Here is a 17,134-nt window from a genome sequence, read left to right as displayed (position 1 = left end):
GGCGAGCGCCTGCCGTGCCGCGGCGACGTCCGTGGTCCACGCGGCGTCCATGACCAGTCCCTGGAGTTCGGCGCGAGCCGCCTCGAGCGTCGCGACACTGTCCGCGAGGTCGCCCGCCTGCTCAAGCCCGGAATCCCAGACGGTGGCGGCGAACGCCTCCGGACTAGCGTCGGGCGCAAGGAGAGACGACCATGGAGCATTATGCAGGGATCGACGTGTCTTTGGAATACTCGAGCGTATGCGTTGTCGATGCAAGCGGCACGATCGTTCGCGAGACCAAGGTGGAGAGCGAACCCGAGGCGCTGATTGCCTGGTTTGCTTCGCTCGGCCTTGGCCTGGCGCGGATCGGGTTGGAAGCCGGACCGCTGTCGCAATGGCTCTATGCGGCGATGCGGCAGGCGGGACTTTCGGTCGAGCTGCTGGAGACGCGGCATGTGCGCGACGCCTTCAAGGCGATGCCGGTGAAGTCGGACCGCAACGACGCGCGCGGCATCGCGCAGCTGATGCGGCTGGGCTGGTTCCGACCGGTGCATTGCAAGTCGCTGGCCGCGCAAGAGGTGCAGGCGGTGCTGACGGCGCGCAAGCTCGTTCAATCGAAGCTGCGCGACGTCGAGAACAGTGTGCGCGGGATCTTGCGCGGCTTCGGGCTGAAGGTCGGCAACACAACGCCGCGCCGCTTTGCCGCTCGCATCCGTGAGCTGGTGGACGGCCATCCGCAACTGAAGACCGTGGCCGCAGGGCTGCTTTCGGTGCACGCCGTGCTCTTGCGCGAGTTCCAGACTTTCGAGAAGCAGGTTCGCGCGCTGGTGCGCCAGGATGCCAGAGCCAGGCGGTTGATGTCGACGCCGGGGGTTGGTCCTATCGTCGCCCTCACCTATGCTTCTGCGATCGACGACCCGGGACGATTTTCGTCGTCGAAGCAGGCAGGTGCGCATTTCGGCCTGACTCCGAAGAAGTATCAATCCGGCGAGACCGACTATAGCGGCCGCATCAGCAAGATCGGCGACGCGGCGGTGCGCACGGCGCTCTATGAGGCCGCCCACATCATGCTGGTGAAGCCGCTCAAGGGCTGCACGGCGCTGAAAAGCTGGGCGATGCGGATCGCCCGGCGGGCCGGGATGAAGAAGGCCAAGGTGGCGCTGGCGCGCAAGCTTGCGGTGATCCTGCACCGCATGCTCGTCGACGGAACCGTCTTCAACGCCGCGGCCAGGACGATGACGGCAGCCGCCTAAGAAGAGGGAGAACCACGGTTTTCGGGCGGGCCACGACACCAAGGCCCTTCCCGAAGCGAAGTCCCATCGCCGGGACGATGGATCAGGTCAGACCGCAAGTTGGGACGTCGGCATTGCGACCACGCGACTCTAGATTGGTCGGCCTCATCCTCTTCAAACCCCATCAGGTGGCGGCCGTCGCGCCGACCCCGGACAGAAGCGAGACCCCGGCGGTTGGATGACGCGAAAAGGGATTGACTTACCGAGGCCCGTTACAGAAGGCCAATATGACGATCAGCGCCCTGCTGGAACCGCGCGTCCACGCGTGACCAGGGCGGCCAAGACCAAAGGCGCCAAGTATAATCATCTGGTAATACGAGGAGATGTTCTCAACATTCATGCCGTTTGTGAGAATGGCAAACAAAAGAGCGCTGAGCACAAACGCTTTCGACAATGTCAGCTCTTGGGGTTCTGAACTGGCACAACGCGAGGGCTCAGCTGCTCGGCGGACAGATTGGAACTTCAGTTTGTTTGTCGCCACACACCAACATCATGCACCGTGTAGGAGTCTCGTCGAAGCTGTACGATCGCAAAAGAGGCCCCGGGCGGTGCCGGGGCCAGTTTGCGGTGTCTTGGGGGCCACCTTCACTTCCCGACAGAGTCAGGATCTCCGCGGGTTGCGCAAATCATTGCTCGCCTATGCCTACTTGCCCGAAGCTGGAATTTTCGGAAGGTAGGAGATCGTGTAGACGTCCTCCGGCTTCACGTCCTTTTCGAAGGTCGTGAAGCTACCGATGAGATCGATCGTTTTGGCCATTTTCTCTTCGTCGATGTAGCCAAGGCCATGGGCCTTCGCCAGATCGGTGATCATCAGGTCGAGCGTGATCTCAAACTGAGACGCGACCAGTTCGGACGAGCTTTCCGGGAACTTTTTCGCAAAAAGCTCCACCGCTTCGGCCGGATTGTCGCGGGCCCAGGCGTAGCCACGCATGGTCGCATCGAGAACGCGCTTCACCAGATCGGGATTTGTTTCGATGAGGCTGTCATTGGCCAAGATCGTCATCGCGTAGCGATCGACGCCGAAATCCGCAAACATGAACTTGCCGATGCTCTTGCCGGCGGCTTTTGCCGCTTCGAGAATGGTCGGTTCTTCGGTAACGAAGGTTACGATCGAATCCACCGATCCGGCGATCAGGCTGGGAATTTTCGCCGGCGGAGTCATGTTGACGACCTTGATCTTGGAAACGTCGATGCCTGCACCCTGACCGAACGCCGACATGAGATTCAGGGATGCTTCTCCAGCTGCGGCTCCTAAAGTCCTGCCTGGCAGGTCTTTCACTGATTCAATGCCACTGTCCTTAAGGTAGTAGATCGCATCCGATGACTTATCGAGTACCATGGCCACCATCTTCACCGGAAGCCCTTTCGAGTAGCCGATGATGACCGAACTGGCATCCGCCATGCCGAAATCGGCGCCTCCGGTGCCGACCCGTTTCGTCGTGTCTCCCGACCCAAAGCCGCGGAAGATCTCGATCTCAATCCCGTTCTCCTCGTAAAAGCCTTTCGCTTCTGCGACGTAGGGTCCAAGGTGCAGACCGTAGGGCACCCAATTAAGCGCAAAGCTGACCTTGTCGGCCGAGGACGACGGAGTCGCCGCTGCCATACTTGCGAGTCCAATGATCAATATCGAGAGAAGTTTGATCGGTTTCATTTGAAGTCTCCCAGGTTTCGATTGCGTGTTGTGCTTGTTCAGACGAACTCGAGGCCGATCAGCCTGCCCACATGGTCCACGAGATCGATGAACTCGCGGCTGACGCGCATTTCTGGGACGCGCGGGCGGGGAAGCGGAATCTGCACGACCTCGAGGACCTTCGCCGGCCGCGCGCTGAAAACCACGACCCTGTCTGAAAGAAATACCGCCTCTGAGATACTGTGCGTGATGAGAAGGCTGGTCTTGCGTCGCTCGCTCCAGATGCGAAGCAGCTCAAGGTTGAGCTGTCCGCGCGTCATTATGTCCAGGGCGCTGAACGGCTCGTCGAGCAGGAGGATTGACGGATCATGGATCAAAGCGCGTGCGATCCCGACACGTTGCTGCATGCCGCCGGACAGCTCATGAGGATACCGTTTTTCAAAGCCCTTCAAGCCGACCAGTTCGATCAGTTCCTGGGCACGTTCGAGGGCTTCAGCTTTCCTCATGCCAAGGATTTCGGCAGGCAAGAGCACGTTTTGCTGGATGGTGCGCCACTTCATAAGGGCGGGAACCTGGAAGACGAAGCCAATCTTCTTCTGTGGTCCACTTACGCGCTTGCCGTCCACATTTAGGTGGCCGGCACTCGGGCTGGCCAGGCCTGATACCAGTTTTAGCAAGGTCGTCTTTCCGCAGCCGCTGGGTCCAACGAGCGAAACGAACTCGTGCTCGTTGACGTCGAGATTCACGTTATCGAGGGCCAGAACCGGGTCCGTGCCTTGGTTGTAAACCATCCGCAGGTCGCGGGCTTCGATCATTGGGGTGATTGCGTTCATTACCTGTGATCTCCCAAAATTTGGCCACTGGCCGCAGAGTTCCAAGGGATAAGGACACGCTCGGAAGCCTCGATGAGGGCGTACAGGACGAGACCGCCTGCAGACATCAGAAACAGCGACGCGAAGGCGAGAGCCGTGTCGAGTTCCTGGTTTGCGATGATGATAAGAACCCCTAGTCCTTCATTGCCTCCCACGAACTCCGCGATAACGGCGCCGATGACGGCGAGCGTCACAGAGATCTTCATGCCGTCGAAAAGCAGTGGCAGGGCGCTCGGCACGCGAAATTTCCAAAATATCTGCCATCGCGTCGCTTCGAGCGACCGCGCAAGGTCAAGCAACTCGCGCTCGACCGCCGCCAGTCCGGACGCGGTGTTGATGACGATCGGAAAGAACGCCACCAGGAAGGCGACGAAGATCTTCGGCGCCAGGCCGTAGCCCAGCCAGATCAGCAGGATGGGTGCAATCGCGACCTTCGGAACGATCTGGGCTATCAGGAGCAACGGCATGATGATGTCCGCCAGCTTGGGAAAGACCACGATGATGGCGGCGGCAAGAGCGCCAAGGGCGACCGCAGCGACGAACCCGAGAAGCGTCTCGTAAAGCGTCACTGAGCCGTGGTGCACGAAATCGACAGACGACCCGAACAGGGAGGCGAAGACGCGACTGGGGGCCGGTAGCAGGTAGCTTGGTACTTCGAACCAACGGCATCCTGCTTCCCAAAGTAGACAGACGACGACGAGAGTGACCGAGACCTTCACAGAACGATGAAAGGCAGGGGATCTGAAGACATTGTTCGAACGTGGGGGTGCCGCGACCTTCGCACCTCCAGCCTGCATTCTCGCGCTAGTTCTTTCCACGACTTTTCCTCCCAGTTTGATTTGACGCCATGCCAGGCGCCCGGCGACGTCCCGCCTTGTTTTGACTGCAACTGACCATTGACGTTGTCCCTGTATGTGGTTCTTCAGCCGTTGACTCCGATGGACTGAACACCCAAGCGCCTGAACTGGCTAAGCACGGTTGCCAACTGACACGGTCACCCCAGCGGGAGCATTACTGCCCGACGAAATGCAGGCCGAGCGGTCAGCCGGTCGTACCAAAGCCGCACGTTCGGAAACTCCCGGCGTTCGAAATCCATGTTGAACCAGCGATATACGACGGGCCCGACCACGAGATCGCCCATCGTGAGATGATCCTCACCGCCCAAATGCGGTTCCTGGCCTAGGTGGTTGTTCAGGATCGCGAGGGCATCGGAGGCCCGTTTCACGGCCTCTTGGATCAAGCTATATTTCCGCAATTCGGGCGGCGTGCGGACGAGCTGGATGAAGATCGTGCGGATCTCCGGCCAAAGCGTCGAAAACTGCCAATCCATCCACTTGTCCGCGGCGGCGCGTTGCGCCGGGTCATTGGGCCATAGCAGTCCGGGCGAGTACGACGCACAGAGGTATCGAACGATCGAGTTGGATTCCCACAGCACGGTGTCACCGTCGATCACGCACGGGACGAGGCCATTCGGATTCAAGGACAGGTATGAACGTTCCGAGAGTCCGCCGAACTCCCCGCCCATGTCTGTCCTTTCGTAGCGCTTCCCGATTTCTTCACACGTCCATAAGACCTTCTGGACGTTGATCGAGTTGGCGCGCCCCAGTACCATTAACATGTTAAAGCCCTTCCGCGACGCTTGTCGTTCCGCCGATGCCCGCCGTTACGCGCCACGAAAGCGTGCGGCTCGCCTTTCGGCGAAGGCGCGCAAGCCTTCCGCGCTGTCCTCGGATTGGAGGAGTTGCTTTTGCAGCGCGCCCTCCAGGCTCAGGCCGTCGCCGATGGGCAGTTCACGGCCTTCCAGTACGGCCCGCCGAGCTGCCCGGACGGCCAGAGGCGCGTTCGACACAATCGTCCTGGCCAGTTGCAAGGCCTCGTCCAAAAGAGCATCGGGATCGACAATTCTGTTCACGAGGCCAATCCGCTCGGCTCGCTCGGCGTCGATCACATCGGCCGTCAGGATCATTTCCAGGGCATGCGCGAGAGGAATGGCCCTCGGCAGACGCTGTGTCCCGCCACCGCCGGGCAGGACGCCCCATTTCACCTCTGCGAGCCCAAAGGCGGCGTCCGGCGTACAAAGACGAAGGTCGCAGGCCAGCGCGAGTTCGAGTCCGCCCGCGATGCAAAACCCGCGAATTGCCGCGATGATCGGCTTGCTTCGCGATGTCGCCGTAAGCCCGCCAAAGCTGAACACCGTCTGATCACCTTCCATCGCGACGGTACGACGCCAGGGCATGTACGACTTCAAGTCTCCGCCGGAGCAGAATGCCTTCTCTCCCGCACCCGTCAGGACGGAGACAAGGATGTCTTCATCATTCTCGATCCTGTCCCAGACATCGGACAAAGCCTGATCGTGGCTCCGATCGAGGGCGTTCATGGCCTCCGGCCGGTCGATCGTCACAAGAGCCACGCGGTCATTCTTCTCAAGACGAATGGGCATGGCTTCCCTCCTCGGATTTGCGGAGCGTGTCTTGCGCGATTGTGCGGAGGGCCCCCTTCTGGATCTTGCGACCGTTTGCGCCGAGCACTTCCGGGAAGGACTCGACGATGACAATGCGCGACGGAACCTTGTAGTTGGCGATCCCGGCGCGGCAAAACGCCAGAAGGTCGGGCTCTTCCGCGTGGCAGCCTGGCTTCAACGACGCAAAAGCCACGGCGATGTCGCCGACACCGGGCTGATTGACCCCGACCACCGCAGCCAACTCAATCGCTTCGTGAGCGGACAGGAATTCCTCTATCTCACCCGGGTCGACGAGGTAGCCGCGTAGACGAAGCGAGTCGGCGATCCGCGAGAAGTAGGTCAACGTTCCCCGATCAAGCCTGCAGAGATCGCCGGTCGTAAACCAGCCATCGACGGTGAAAGCACGCCGGGTGGCTTCCTCATTGTTCAGGTAATGGCTCAGCACGTTGTAGCCCCTGATCTGAAGCTCCCCGGCCTGTCCGTCGGACATCGGAGCGCCGGTCTGGAGGTCGACGACACGGAGTTCGATCTCCGGATGAACGGGGTCGCCGCCCCCGTTGCCTCGCGCGTCGGCGGGCAGGGTCGGGGACCAGGTCGTTGTCAGGGCGAAACACTCGGATGAACCGTAGGCGCCGGCGATCCGCGTTCCAAAACGGTTCTCGAAAACGACGCTCATGTCCGTCGCCCGCCCGGCGAAGTTCGTGACCGCTCCCCGTCGAAGCGAACTCAGGTCGAAATCGCCCGCGGTGAGGATTGCCGCATACATGTCGTCCGACCCGAAGAAATGGGTTACCCGCTTGCCTTGGATGGCCTCGGCGGCAAGGGCTGGCTGGAACAGCGCGTGGAGAACCACCTGGGCGCCCGAAGCGAGGGCAGCGATCGTCGAGGTGAATCCGATGATGCCGTAAAGCGGCAGGCTGCACAGGTAGACGTCGCCGGGCTGCATGCCGAAGGCCTTGCCGGCGGCCACGGCGTGGGTGGCCACCGACGCTAGATCGTGGACCGCGAGTTTCGGATTTCCGGTGGTTCCCGAGGTGCTGAAGGCACAGCAAGGCGCACTATCCGAGCCGGTGTAGAACGGCGCGGCCGCCGAATCAGGGACCCGCCACGAGGTGTCGGCTTCGACATCGATGACGTGCAGATCCTGAGGAAGTCGGGGCCGAATCTCCTCGACCATGCCGAGGAAATCGATGTTCAGGAACGTGGGCGACACGGCTATCGCGCTTGCCTTGCTGGTGGACAGCAAGTGCAGGAGCTCGAAGGACTTGTAGCGCGTACTCACGGGAATGACGAGGACGTTCAGGAGCGCGGCGCCGAGAAACATCCCGATCCACTCTACTCCGTTGGGCAGCCACAGTGCCAGTACGTCGCCCTCGCCAAGACCGAGCCGACGAAGCTTGCGGGCGTTGTGCCATGCGAGGTTCGCGAGATCGGCCCGCGTGTAAACCGTTTCCCCCACGGTGAGGGCGGGCAGGTCCGAATGCCCGCTGAACAGCGAGTCGATGTTTTTGCTATTGATCATGCCGCCTGACTCCGATCGCGCATGCTTGCGTTGGATTGTGGATAGCCGGGCCTAACCAGCGAGGATTCCGCCAACGCCAGAAATCCGTTCAGGGCGAGGCCAAAAAACCCCACCACAACCAGCAGCCCGAACACCTCGGCAGCGTTGAAATTGCGTTGCGCCAGCAGGAGAGTTGCGCCCAGGCCGGGCATCGAAGTCAACATCTCCGTCAGCAAGGAGATGATGATTGCCAGAGGAGCAGCTACCCTGATCGCAGTGAGTATGGCAGGCAGGAGTGCGGGGATCGTGACCTTGATCAGCTTCTCGCGCTTGGTCAGGTGCAGCGAGCGTGATACGTCCCAAAGCAGCGGATGCAGCGCCTCGACCGCGGCGAAGGTGCCTAGAACGATGGGCCAGAAGGCAGCGAAGACGATGACGAATACCTTCATCGGTCCGTTGACGCCGACGATAAGTGCCGCCACCGGCACGACTGCGGGCGGGGGAAGCGTCCGCAGGAATTCAAGCGTGGATCCGAGATATCTGGCGAGGGCCTGTGACATTCCCAGCGCGACGCCGAGGGTCACTCCGAGCGTCGTCGCGACGGCGAGACCAAGAGAAACAGACGCGAGGGTCTGAACCATGGCCGGCAGCAATTCCCCGGCTTGAATTCGGTCTGCGACCGCATCGACCCACGTAGCGGGCGGCGGAAAGTAGGGAGAACTGCTGTCGCCCAGCACCTGCCACGCCAGCAGCAGGAGCACAAGCGGAGTTGTTCCAAGCAGCAGTCGCGGGACGCCCAACGCCCAGCGCGACAGTCGGTGGGGAAACCAGAATGCGGCGTCGACCTCGGCCGTTCTCTGGAGAGTGCTCATCGGCCGAGCTCCCTCATACCTGGAAAGAAGCCGCGCACGAGGCTGGTCAGAACCGTGTTGGCCAGGACGCCGAGGATACCGATGGTCATCAGGTATGCGAACATGATCTCCGGACGCAGTGCCTCCTGCGCTGCGATTAGACCCCAGCCAAGGCCGGCAGGATTGCCGACCATCTCGACGATCACGGCAACGATGAGGGCAAGACCGAGGGAGATCCTGGCGCCGACGAAGGCAGAGGGGAGAATTGCCGGAAGAATGACCTTCGTCGTCCTTTCCAAGGGCCGAAGATGCATTACGCAAGCTACTTCGAGCAGCCTCGGCTCGATGCCTCGCACCCCCGCCGCAGTATTCACGATCACAGGCCAGAGGCAGGCGTAAACAATGACCACAATCTCGGTGTAGATAGTGAATCCGAATAGCAGGACGGCAACGGGCACGAAGGCTACAGCCGGCAACGGGCGCAGGATTTCGATTGAGGTTCCGACAAACAGGGAGAAGACGCGCGAGAGTCCTTGCCCCACGCCGATCGCGCCACCGAACACCAAAGCGATGGCCCAGCCCACCAAGGCGCAGGCTAAAGTATGGAGACCATCCAGGGCGATGTCGGCGAGCAGTTGGACATCGAGGAAGGCACGCAAAACATCCGACGGCTGCGGCAGGAACCGGAAATCTGTCCAAACGAAGCCGACCGCGAGCTCCCACATGAACAGGAGCGTCAATGGCACCAAAACAAGTTCAGCCAAGCGTCGGTGGCTAACCATGCAGCTCATCCTTGAATGCCTCATAAAGACTGTGGCGCAGCCGAAGATATTCCGGCAGTTCCTTGGTCAATACTTGATTGCGAGGGCGTGGAAGGTCGATTTTCAGATCCAGACGAATTCTGGCCGGGCGTCCATTGAGGACGATGATGCGATCGCTCAGATAAATAGCCTCTTCGATGTCATGGGTGACGAACAGTATCGTTGCGGCCGTTTCCCGCTGAACCGTTAGCAATTGATCCTGGAGGGCAGCCTTGCTCATAGCGTCGAGCGCGCCGAAGGGCTCGTCCATCAACAGCGCGGAGGGTTCCATCGCCAACGAGCGAGCAATCTGCACCCGCTGCTGCATACCGCCGGATAGCCGCCAGGGGTATTCGTCCCGTGATTGCTCCAGATCGACCATCTGCAGGGCCTTGCCAACCCGCCGCGCGACTTCGGCTTCAGGCATGCGGGCTTCAATCCCCAGCGAGACGTTGCGCCTGACGGTACGCCACGTCAGAAGCGCATGCCCGTAATCCTGGAAGACGATGCCCGTCCCTGGCGGCGGTCCCGAGACAACTTCTCCCTCGTAGCGGACGATCCCCGCTGAATAGGCCGTCAGTCCGCCAAGTACGCGCAGGAGCGTCGTCTTGCCGGTTCCCGAACCTCCCAGGACTGAGACGAAATCGCCCCGATCGATCTCCAGATCGAGCCCGTCGATGAGACGAAGCGTGCCGTTGGCTCCGGGAAGTTCGATCCGGACCCGTTCGCAGCAAAAAGCAGGCTGTGCCATCACCATCCTCGCTTGGCTGGACTCATCCGGCCACGAGCGTTGCGGGATCAAGCTCGCGATCGCCGGGTATTTGGCCGGCATCGCGGGTTGCCTTGATCCAAGCAGCAACATCCGCCGCGTTCAGCGCCGTGCTGTAAGACGGCAGTCGGATTTGATCGACGATCGATGATGGAAGCTTGGTCCATTTCTCGAGTATCGATCGCGCAGGTCCGTCATTCGCTTCGATATACGCGCGCGCCTCATCCAGGGAGGCCCGCCAACTCGCGATCGCCGCCTCATTGTTCCGCGCCCATTCACCTCCTGCCATCCAGCAAGTGAGGGTGACCGGATCACCGACGTTGAGCATGGGATCCCCGAGATCCTGGTGGCCGGCGGCGAGAAGCATGCTCACGAACGGCTCCACCGTTTCGACGGCATCGACCTGCTCGGCTGTGAGTTGGTCCGCCATGTTGGGAAACATCATCTCGACGAACCGGATGCCCTTGGGATCGATTCCGGATTCCTTGAGAGCCAGCAACGTCGCTACGTGAATGGCGCCGTTGATTGAGGGGGTTCCGATCGTGCGTCCCCTCAGGTCGGCGATGCCCTGAATACCGGCACCCTTCCTGCCCACCAGCCGCATCTGACGATTGGCCGAGGTTTCGATGGTGTTGCCGCTGATCCCGACGACATCCAGGCCGCCGGCCGCTGCCTTGACGATATCGATCGTGGTGGCGCCGGAAATTTCCAGTTGGCGCCCCAATGCACCGATCGTCGTCGAGAGGTTCTGGACAGTCTGGATTTCGACCTCCAGGCCGGCATTGTCGAAGATGTCCTCGTCCTGTGCCACCCACAGCGGCAGCCAGGCGGCCGAGATCACGGATGCGACCCGAATCCTGGTGCGGGACGCTGCCGAAGCGGGGCGAAGGATGTGGGGCGCAGCCAGCGTCATCGCAGACGCTGCTAGCAGTGAACGACGAGATATCATCGTGAGCTCCCAATCATTATTTTTGTTGCAGTCAATTCCCCATTGCCCTAGAAGCTATACGTGCGTTAAATTGATGTCAACTAACTTTATGTGAAGCGAACAATGAGCAAAGATGTAATAGACGGGATGGTGGGCGAATGGGCCGTCGAGTGGCCAGAACTCGACGCCTCCCACATCGAAACGTTGGGCCGGGTGCGGCGGATCAGCGAGCACATGAGGCGCGAAGTGGATGGCTGGCTTCAGCCGCTTGACTTGAACTGGGAAACCTTCGACGTGCTAGTGACCTTGCGCAGGTCCGGTCCGCCCTACCATCTTCGACCGATCGACTTGAATCGGGCGTGCCTCTTGACCTCGGGAGCGATGACCAACCGGCTTGACCGTGTTGAGCAGGCTGGTCTGATCGTTCGCAAACCGGGCACCGATGATCGCCGATCGATCTTCGTGGAACTCACGCCGGCCGGATTGGAACTCGCGAACAAAGCGATCGAAGTGCATTTTTCGGCGGCAAGGGCCCTGCTCGAACCGCTGGCGCCTCAGGAGCGCGCCACGCTCGCGGCCCTCTTGCGAAAGCTCCTGGTCCAGCTGGAACCGATGGGCGAAACGGGCGGCAACGACACTTCGCAGCAACAGGATCGCGCGTCACGCAGGGCCCGGCGGGCTCGACAGCCGGTCCAATAGCCCGATCAATCAGCCGTTGGCAGGAAGGAAATCCAAATGAAGCGGAAATCCGAAATCAGAACGGACATAGCCTGGGCAACCCCATCGAAAATTTCAATCCATGGGCTCGACCTTTGCGAGGAGATAATCGGAAAGGTGGATCTGGGTCGGATGACCTTCCTGCAGGTCTTTCGTCGCCTGCCCGATCAGCGGGAAGCCCGCATGTTCGACGCGATGATGGTCGTTCTGGTCGAGCACGGCATAACGCCCTCTTCGCTTGCCACGCGCATGACCTTGTGCGGCGCGCCAGAGGCGGTACAGGCGGCAATCGCGGCCGGGCTTTTGGGACTCGGTTCGGTTTTCGCCGGTTCCCTCGACAACGCCGCGCGCATGCTGCAATCGGCCATTCCGCTGGGCGGCGGTCCGGAGGGCGATATGCGAGAGATTGCAGAGCGCCTCGTGGACGACTACCGCACGCGCAAGGAACCCATCCCCGGGATCGGGCACCCTTTTCACAAGCCGATCGATCCGCGCGCACCGGCCTTGTTCGCTGTCGCCGAGGAGACTGAATATTCCGGGCACTACGTCACGCTGATTAACGAGGTCTCGGCGGTTGCGACCGCGCAACTCGGTCGTCCACTGCCGGTCAATGTGACAGGGGCGATGGGGGCCATCGCGTCGGAATTCGGCCTAGCCTGGAACACCTGCCGCGGCCTCGCGGTGGCGGCTCGCGCCATAGGTCTGGTTGGACACGTTCTGGAGGAGTTCCGCAATCCGATGGCAGAAGAAATATACTTCCGCATCGAAGACGAAGCGACCCGCCACGCCCGGCCCGAATAGAGGAGATTCCGTCATGGAAAAGGCCTACGTTTCAACTGACGGCGCTCCACGCCCCCGTGGTCACTACGCCCAAGCGGTACGGGTCGGAAATATGATCTTCGTATCGGGCCAGCTACCTGTGATCCCGGGCGCTGACGAAACGAAATTTCCTGAGGGAATGGAAGCACAGGCGCTGCAGGTTCTGCGGAACGTCCGGGCAGTTCTGGAGGAAGCGGGCAGCAGTTTAAGCGACGTTGTCAATGTGCAGGTGCTGATACCGTCCAACGAGTATTGGGCTCCGTTCAACGATGTCTACAAGCGGATGATGGGCGCGAACAAGCCCGCTCGGACGGTCATCCGAGGCGGTGAACTTCCGATTCCCGGCATTCTCTTGGAGATGACTGTTATGGCCGTAACGCAAAACTGAGATCCCGCCGGTCTCGATTGCATTCCCAGCAAGCCTGAACCCGCGGTGACCTGAAGGTCGACTGCAAAAACCGATGGGGCCGCATACCTGCTCGCGGCAATGGAGGAAACATGTCTGAAGCGACGACCGAAGAACTAGAGATGATCCGCAACACGGTGCGTAGTTTCGTGCACAAGGAACTGGTTCCCCTCGAGCAAGGAATCGAGGATGCGGATGACGTCGACCACGAGGTGACAAGGAAGCTTCGGTCGAAAGCGGTGGCTCTCGGCATCTACGGCTTCAATCTCCCGGATTCCTGCGGCGGACCAGGTTTCTCGGTCCCGACGCAGGCCGCGATCATGGAGGAGGTTGGCTACACCTCGATGCCGCTTTCGGAGACCATCGGCAATCTGCCGATGTCTCTCACCTTGTTGAGCGCTGAGCAGAAGGACTGGTTGCTGCCGGACGTGCTGAACGGATCCAAGACTTTCACCTACGCTCTTACAGAACCGGATGCCGGATCCGACGTCGCCAGCATCAAAACGCGCGCCACCCGGACCAATGACGGATGGATCCTGAGCGGCGCTAAGCAGTTCATCTCGAACGCTGAAACGTCGGACTACATCCTGGTCCTGGCGGCCACCGATCCAGCTGCGCCTTTGAAGAAAAGGCTGACGACTTTCATCGTCGAGCGCACCAATCCGGGCGTCCGGGCCATGACCCGGTTCGCGAAGATGGGGTGGCGCGGATACCATCTGAATGGGTTCGTGCTGGAAGATTGCTTTGTGCCCGATTCGCATGTGATTGGCCGCCCCGGAGACGGCTTTCTCGCGATGATGGCCTCAGTCAACCACGACCGCCTGTTCTCCGCGTACCGTTCCCTGGCCATCGCGCAACGCGCTCACGACATGGCATGCACGTACGTCAAAGAGCGCGCGGCATTCGGCAAGACGTTGGACCAACATCAGGCAATTCAGTTCATGATTGCCGACAACGACGTCGAACTGAGCGCCGCCCGGGCTCTGGCTTACCAGGCAGCTGAAACGGCCGAGAAGAACCCCCGGGGATTTCAGTTGGCAGCTTCCCGAGCGAAGCTCTACGCCAGCGAGATGGCAGGGCGTGTAACCGACAGGGCGCTCCAGATATTCGGCGGCATGGGTTATTCCTGCGAGTTGCCGATCGAGCGCTTCTACCGAGATGCGCGCGCTTTTCGGATCGGTGAAGGAACGTCCGAGATGCAGCGAATCCAAATCGCCAGGCGTGTGCTCAACCAGTAGCGACACCCTGTGTCGGCCCAGACGCCCGCCTCACCTCCCATAATAGTCAGGAATGAAACGATGGTCATAGGGGAAATCCTCGTTAGGAACGCTCGGTTGTATCCGGACAAGATCGGCTACGTTTTTGAGGGGCAAAGGCGAACGCACCGGGCCCACCTCGCCCGGTGCAGCAGGCTAGCCAACGCCTTGGCGCAACGCGGCTTAGCGCGTCAGGCGCGTGTGGCGATCCTTGCGCAGAACTGCATTGAGTACGTCGAGACTTTTGGTGCCGGAGAACTGTCCGGCTTCATCATCGTCAACCTGAATTGGCGCCTGGCCGTACCGGAACTCCGGGCGATCCTGGAGGACTGCCGGCCGGAGGTGCTGATTTTCGAGGCCCAGTTCGCCGAACAGGTCGAAGCCGTCAGCGATCTGCTCGTTGGTCAAGCGCGCCGCATCTCGATTGGGCCGGGAGCCGATTGGGCGGAGAAATATGAACAGGTTCTCGCCGAAAGTTCGGAAACTTTGCCGGCAATGCGGGCCAAGCCAAACGACACGGCCTACCTCATCTATACGAGCGGCACGACGGGGAAGCCGAAGGGGGTCATGGTCGGCCACGAAGGGTTTCTACATGGCGCCAGAGCAATCAGCCTCGAAAGCAACGTCTACCAGACTGACCGCATGTTGGTCGTAATGCCTCTCTTCCATATCGGCGGCAAGTCATTGATGGCTGGTTGGACCTACCGAGGCGCCACGATCTATCTTGAGCGGTCGTTCGACGTTGATGCGATTCTGGACCGGATTAGCGCGGAAAGGATTACTTGCGCGCATTTCGCGCCGGCGATGATCCATTCTCTCCTCGAATCGCCTAATCTCGATCATCACGATCTAAGCAGTCTTCGTTACATCTGCTATGCATCCGCACCAATGAACGTGACGCTGTTACGGCGGGCGATGCGACGGTTCGGGCCGATCCTGGCGCAGATTTACGGACTGACGGAATCGATAAACGCGACGATCTTGCACCCGCACCAGCACATCCTGGACGGGCCGGATGATCAGACCAGGCGCCTCGCGTCGGCCGGCCAGCCGTTCCTGGGCGTGGAGATCAAAGTCGTATCCGACGACGGCAGTGATTGCCCAGCCGACGAAATCGGACACATCCTCGTTCGCGACGGCGCCCTTATGCAGGGCTACTGGAACAATAATGTCGTTACCACAGAGGTCATAAACGACGGCTGGTTCCACACCGGTGACATGGGCTTCTTTGACCGAGAAGGCTTTCTCTTCGTGGCCGATCGCAAGAAGGACATGATCATCTCGGGCGGCGAGAACATTTATTCGCGCGAAGTCGAGGAAGCGCTTCTGACCCACCCCGCGGTCGAACATGTCGCAGTGATAGGGGTTCCGGACGAACAATGGGGCGAAGCCGTCAAGGCCTGCGTGGTTCTTCGAAAGGCGACATGTGCCACGGAGCAGGAACTTATCGAACACTGCCGCAAGTCGATCGCCAGCTACAAGAAGCCACGAAGCGTGGATTTCCTTGGCGACCTTCCCCGTCTCTTCAATGGCAAGATCGATAAGAAGGCTCTGCGTACCCCCTATTGGCGTGGTCAGACTCGGCAGGTTTCCTGATGACGGCGTCGCGCGATCAATTCTGTTCTTGGACGGCCGAGAAGATCAGGAACGCGGACACCGATCGGTTCGGACACGTCAACAACAGTGTCGTCAGCACCTACCTGGAAGCCGGCCGTACCGAGATCATGGATGATGCCTTATCGGCCTGTCCAAACGGGCGGGATGACTACAACGTCCTGATCGCGAGTTTGTCGATAAACTTTAGGTCCGAACTGCATTTTCCGGGCTGGGTTCAGATTGGCTCAACCGTCATTTGCATCGGGAATTCCTCGCTGAGGATGGCGCAAGCTGTTTTCGCCGACGGCCGGTTGGTCGCGGATTGCGAGGGGACATGCGTGTTGACGAACGCCAAAACCGGGCGACCCACGCGTGTACCGGAACCGGTGCGCGCGTTCCTTCTGCGGCCGGCTTCGATGCCCCGTCCCATCCTAAATCCAACTGGCAGGTGAATAAATGACTGAGACTTCTGAGAATAGTTCGGGGTTCAGAAGTGAGTTGCGAGGCCATGTTCTGCTTTTGACCCTCGATGATGTCGCGCATCGAAACGCTCTTTCGCGCAGCATCGTGCGAGGTTTCGTTGACACTATCATCCGATCGCGGTCTCAAGGCGCGCGGGTGATCGTGATAGCGGCAGCGGGGTCGGTGTTCTGCGCCGGCGCAAACGTGAACGATCTCGCTGGCGGCTGGATGGCCGCTAACGACCCGGAGACGGATCCGGTCACCCTCTTTCAGACGCTAGCCGAGGAGCGGCGGCTGGTTATCGCCGCGGTGAACGGCCCGACGTTGGGTGGAGGAGTGGAACTGACACTAAGCTGCGATGTCGTGTTCGCGGAGCAGGACGCTTTTTTTTGCCTCCCGGAGATCGGGCTGGGTGTCGTCCCAAACACGGCGCTGGCGCGTTTGAGCGGCATCGTCGGACCCCGCAAGGCGCTGGAGATGATCGTTTCGCGACGCCGCGTGAAAGCGGCGGAGGCAGCCGAGATCGGATTGGCAACGCAACTGGTCAGCTCCGGAGAGGCGTTGTCGTTAGCGCTTGACTTTGCCGAGAAGATCGCAGTGGAGGTCTCGCCGGGCGCGCTGCGTGTCTCGAAGGAATACATCAACAAGTACGAAAGTACGGACTGGAAAGGCGTACGAGTGTCCCCGACCGAGGTGCCGCACGAGGAGTGGCAGGAAGGCATCCGCGCTTTCTCGGAGCGTCGAAGGCCCGATTTTGATCGGTTCTGGTGAGCAAGTTCTGGCACTTGCAAGTTC

At 60.5% G+C, this 17,134-nt stretch carries 18 protein-coding genes; 8 read left to right on the top strand and 10 right to left on the bottom strand.

Annotated features, from left to right (window positions below; genetic code table 11):
- Window positions 1-191: 191 nt before the first annotated feature.
- Window positions 192-1,232, top strand: coding sequence for an IS110 family RNA-guided transposase (locus G6N73_RS20270; protein WP_165030870.1), 1,041 nt, complete (start codon window positions 192-194; stop codon window positions 1,230-1,232).
- A gap of 682 nt (window positions 1,233-1,914) precedes the next feature.
- Here G6N73_RS20270 and G6N73_RS20265 read toward each other — a convergent pair.
- The 10 genes from G6N73_RS20265 to G6N73_RS20220 all read right to left on the bottom strand — a co-directional run bounded on the left by G6N73_RS20265 (window position 1,915) and on the right by G6N73_RS20220 (window position 11,068).
- Window positions 1,915-2,874, bottom strand: coding sequence for an ABC transporter substrate-binding protein (locus G6N73_RS20265; protein WP_246252309.1), 960 nt, complete (start codon window positions 2,872-2,874; stop codon window positions 1,915-1,917).
- An 86-nt stretch (window positions 2,875-2,960) separates the two neighbouring features.
- A complete protein-coding gene (locus G6N73_RS20260; protein ID WP_165030866.1) occupies window positions 2,961-3,734 on the bottom strand; it encodes an ABC transporter ATP-binding protein in 774 nt (257 codons plus the stop codon).
- Window positions 3,734-4,357: an ABC transporter permease subunit gene (locus G6N73_RS20255; protein WP_165030864.1), complete on the bottom strand. Its 624-nt coding sequence runs from the start codon at window positions 4,355-4,357 to the stop codon at window positions 3,734-3,736. The genes G6N73_RS20260 and G6N73_RS20255 overlap by 1 nt, the downstream gene beginning before the upstream one ends.
- Window positions 4,358-4,767: 410 nt before the next feature.
- A complete protein-coding gene (locus G6N73_RS20250; protein ID WP_165030862.1) occupies window positions 4,768-5,391 on the bottom strand; it encodes a glutathione S-transferase family protein in 624 nt (207 codons plus the stop codon).
- A gap of 45 nt (window positions 5,392-5,436) precedes the next feature.
- Window positions 5,437-6,213, bottom strand: coding sequence for an enoyl-CoA hydratase/isomerase family protein (locus G6N73_RS20245; protein WP_165030860.1), 777 nt, complete (start codon window positions 6,211-6,213; stop codon window positions 5,437-5,439).
- Window positions 6,197-7,756 carry an AMP-binding protein gene (locus G6N73_RS20240; RefSeq protein ID WP_165030858.1) on the bottom strand — a complete coding sequence of 520 codons (1,560 nt, stop codon included), beginning with the start codon at window positions 7,754-7,756 and terminating at the stop codon, window positions 6,197-6,199. The genes G6N73_RS20245 and G6N73_RS20240 overlap by 17 nt, the downstream gene beginning before the upstream one ends.
- On the bottom strand, window positions 7,753-8,496 hold the full coding sequence (locus G6N73_RS20235; RefSeq protein WP_165030856.1) for an ABC transporter permease subunit: 744 nt from the start codon (window positions 8,494-8,496) through the stop codon (window positions 7,753-7,755). Before G6N73_RS20235 ends, G6N73_RS20240 begins: the two co-directional genes overlap by 4 nt.
- Window positions 8,497-8,603: 107 nt before the next feature.
- Window positions 8,604-9,368: an ABC transporter permease gene (locus G6N73_RS20230; RefSeq protein ID WP_165030854.1), complete on the bottom strand. Its 765-nt coding sequence runs from the start codon at window positions 9,366-9,368 to the stop codon at window positions 8,604-8,606.
- Window positions 9,361-10,218 carry an ABC transporter ATP-binding protein gene (locus tag G6N73_RS20225; protein WP_206078981.1) on the bottom strand — a complete coding sequence of 286 codons (858 nt, stop codon included), beginning with the start codon at window positions 10,216-10,218 and terminating at the stop codon, window positions 9,361-9,363. Before G6N73_RS20225 ends, G6N73_RS20230 begins: the two co-directional genes overlap by 8 nt.
- Window positions 10,160-11,068 carry an ABC transporter substrate-binding protein gene (locus tag G6N73_RS20220; RefSeq protein WP_246252295.1) on the bottom strand — a complete coding sequence of 303 codons (909 nt, stop codon included), beginning with the start codon at window positions 11,066-11,068 and terminating at the stop codon, window positions 10,160-10,162. The genes G6N73_RS20225 and G6N73_RS20220 overlap by 59 nt, the downstream gene beginning before the upstream one ends.
- A gap of 162 nt (window positions 11,069-11,230) precedes the next feature.
- Here G6N73_RS20220 and G6N73_RS20215 point away from each other — a divergent pair, with 162 nt between their 5' ends.
- The 7 genes from G6N73_RS20215 to G6N73_RS20185 all read left to right on the top strand — a co-directional run bounded on the left by G6N73_RS20215 (window position 11,231) and on the right by G6N73_RS20185 (window position 17,110).
- On the top strand, window positions 11,231-11,782 hold the full coding sequence (locus G6N73_RS20215; protein ID WP_165030851.1) for a MarR family winged helix-turn-helix transcriptional regulator: 552 nt from the start codon (window positions 11,231-11,233) through the stop codon (window positions 11,780-11,782).
- A gap of 36 nt (window positions 11,783-11,818) precedes the next feature.
- On the top strand, window positions 11,819-12,601 hold the full coding sequence (locus G6N73_RS20210; RefSeq protein ID WP_165030849.1) for a citryl-CoA lyase: 783 nt from the start codon (window positions 11,819-11,821) through the stop codon (window positions 12,599-12,601).
- A 13-nt stretch (window positions 12,602-12,614) separates the two neighbouring features.
- On the top strand, window positions 12,615-13,007 hold the full coding sequence (locus tag G6N73_RS20205) for a RidA family protein (RefSeq protein WP_165030847.1): 393 nt from the start codon (window positions 12,615-12,617) through the stop codon (window positions 13,005-13,007).
- A gap of 110 nt (window positions 13,008-13,117) precedes the next feature.
- The gene (locus G6N73_RS20200) at window positions 13,118-14,263 is read left to right on the top strand and encodes an acyl-CoA dehydrogenase family protein (RefSeq protein WP_165030845.1); all 1,146 of its coding nucleotides are present in this window, start codon (window positions 13,118-13,120) and stop codon (window positions 14,261-14,263) included.
- Window positions 14,264-14,323: 60 nt separating this feature from the next.
- A complete protein-coding gene (locus G6N73_RS20195) occupies window positions 14,324-15,877 on the top strand; it encodes a class I adenylate-forming enzyme family protein (RefSeq protein ID WP_281352931.1) in 1,554 nt (517 codons plus the stop codon).
- A complete protein-coding gene (locus tag G6N73_RS20190) occupies window positions 15,877-16,329 on the top strand; it encodes an acyl-CoA thioesterase (protein ID WP_165030841.1) in 453 nt (150 codons plus the stop codon). The genes G6N73_RS20195 and G6N73_RS20190 overlap by 1 nt, the downstream gene beginning before the upstream one ends.
- A 4-nt stretch (window positions 16,330-16,333) precedes the next feature.
- Window positions 16,334-17,110 (top strand): enoyl-CoA hydratase/isomerase family protein, encoded by a 777-nt coding sequence (locus G6N73_RS20185; RefSeq protein WP_165030839.1) that lies wholly within the window; start codon window positions 16,334-16,336, stop codon window positions 17,108-17,110.
- Window positions 17,111-17,134 lie beyond the last annotated feature (24 nt).

The sequence above is a fragment of the Allomesorhizobium camelthorni genome (genome assembly GCF_011045125.1).
Classification (GTDB): domain Bacteria; phylum Pseudomonadota; class Alphaproteobacteria; order Rhizobiales; family Rhizobiaceae; genus Allomesorhizobium; species Allomesorhizobium camelthorni.
The sequence above is the reverse complement of the archived record's forward strand: the minus strand, read 5'-3'. Positions and strand labels throughout refer to the sequence as shown.

What these genes read in the sequence shown, in the direction of transcription:
- G6N73_RS20270 (WP_165030870.1), top strand. Translation starts at nt 192, where the DNA reads ATGGAGCATTATGCAGGGATCGACGTGTCTTTGGAATACTCGAGCGTA.
- G6N73_RS20265 (WP_246252309.1), bottom strand. Translation starts at nt 2,874, where the DNA reads ATGGCAGCGGCGACTCCGTCGTCCTCGGCCGACAAGGTCAGCTTTGCG.
- G6N73_RS20260 (WP_165030866.1), bottom strand. Translation starts at nt 3,734, where the DNA reads ATGAACGCAATCACCCCAATGATCGAAGCCCGCGACCTGCGGATGGTT.
- G6N73_RS20250 (WP_165030862.1), bottom strand. Translation starts at nt 5,391, where the DNA reads ATGTTAATGGTACTGGGGCGCGCCAACTCGATCAACGTCCAGAAGGTC.
- G6N73_RS20245 (WP_165030860.1), bottom strand. Translation starts at nt 6,213, where the DNA reads ATGCCCATTCGTCTTGAGAAGAATGACCGCGTGGCTCTTGTGACGATC.
- G6N73_RS20240 (WP_165030858.1), bottom strand. Translation starts at nt 7,756, where the DNA reads ATGATCAATAGCAAAAACATCGACTCGCTGTTCAGCGGGCATTCGGAC.
- G6N73_RS20230 (WP_165030854.1), bottom strand. Translation starts at nt 9,368, where the DNA reads ATGGTTAGCCACCGACGCTTGGCTGAACTTGTTTTGGTGCCATTGACG.
- G6N73_RS20225 (WP_206078981.1), bottom strand. Translation starts at nt 10,218, where the DNA reads ATGCCGGCCAAATACCCGGCGATCGCGAGCTTGATCCCGCAACGCTCG.
- G6N73_RS20220 (WP_246252295.1), bottom strand. Translation starts at nt 11,068, where the DNA reads ATGACGCTGGCTGCGCCCCACATCCTTCGCCCCGCTTCGGCAGCGTCC.
- G6N73_RS20215 (WP_165030851.1), top strand. Translation starts at nt 11,231, where the DNA reads ATGGTGGGCGAATGGGCCGTCGAGTGGCCAGAACTCGACGCCTCCCAC.
- G6N73_RS20210 (WP_165030849.1), top strand. Translation starts at nt 11,819, where the DNA reads ATGAAGCGGAAATCCGAAATCAGAACGGACATAGCCTGGGCAACCCCA.
- G6N73_RS20205 (WP_165030847.1), top strand. Translation starts at nt 12,615, where the DNA reads ATGGAAAAGGCCTACGTTTCAACTGACGGCGCTCCACGCCCCCGTGGT.
- G6N73_RS20200 (WP_165030845.1), top strand. Translation starts at nt 13,118, where the DNA reads ATGTCTGAAGCGACGACCGAAGAACTAGAGATGATCCGCAACACGGTG.
- G6N73_RS20195 (WP_281352931.1), top strand. Translation starts at nt 14,324, where the DNA reads ATGGTCATAGGGGAAATCCTCGTTAGGAACGCTCGGTTGTATCCGGAC.
- G6N73_RS20190 (WP_165030841.1), top strand. Translation starts at nt 15,877, where the DNA reads ATGACGGCGTCGCGCGATCAATTCTGTTCTTGGACGGCCGAGAAGATC.
- G6N73_RS20185 (WP_165030839.1), top strand. Translation starts at nt 16,334, where the DNA reads ATGACTGAGACTTCTGAGAATAGTTCGGGGTTCAGAAGTGAGTTGCGA.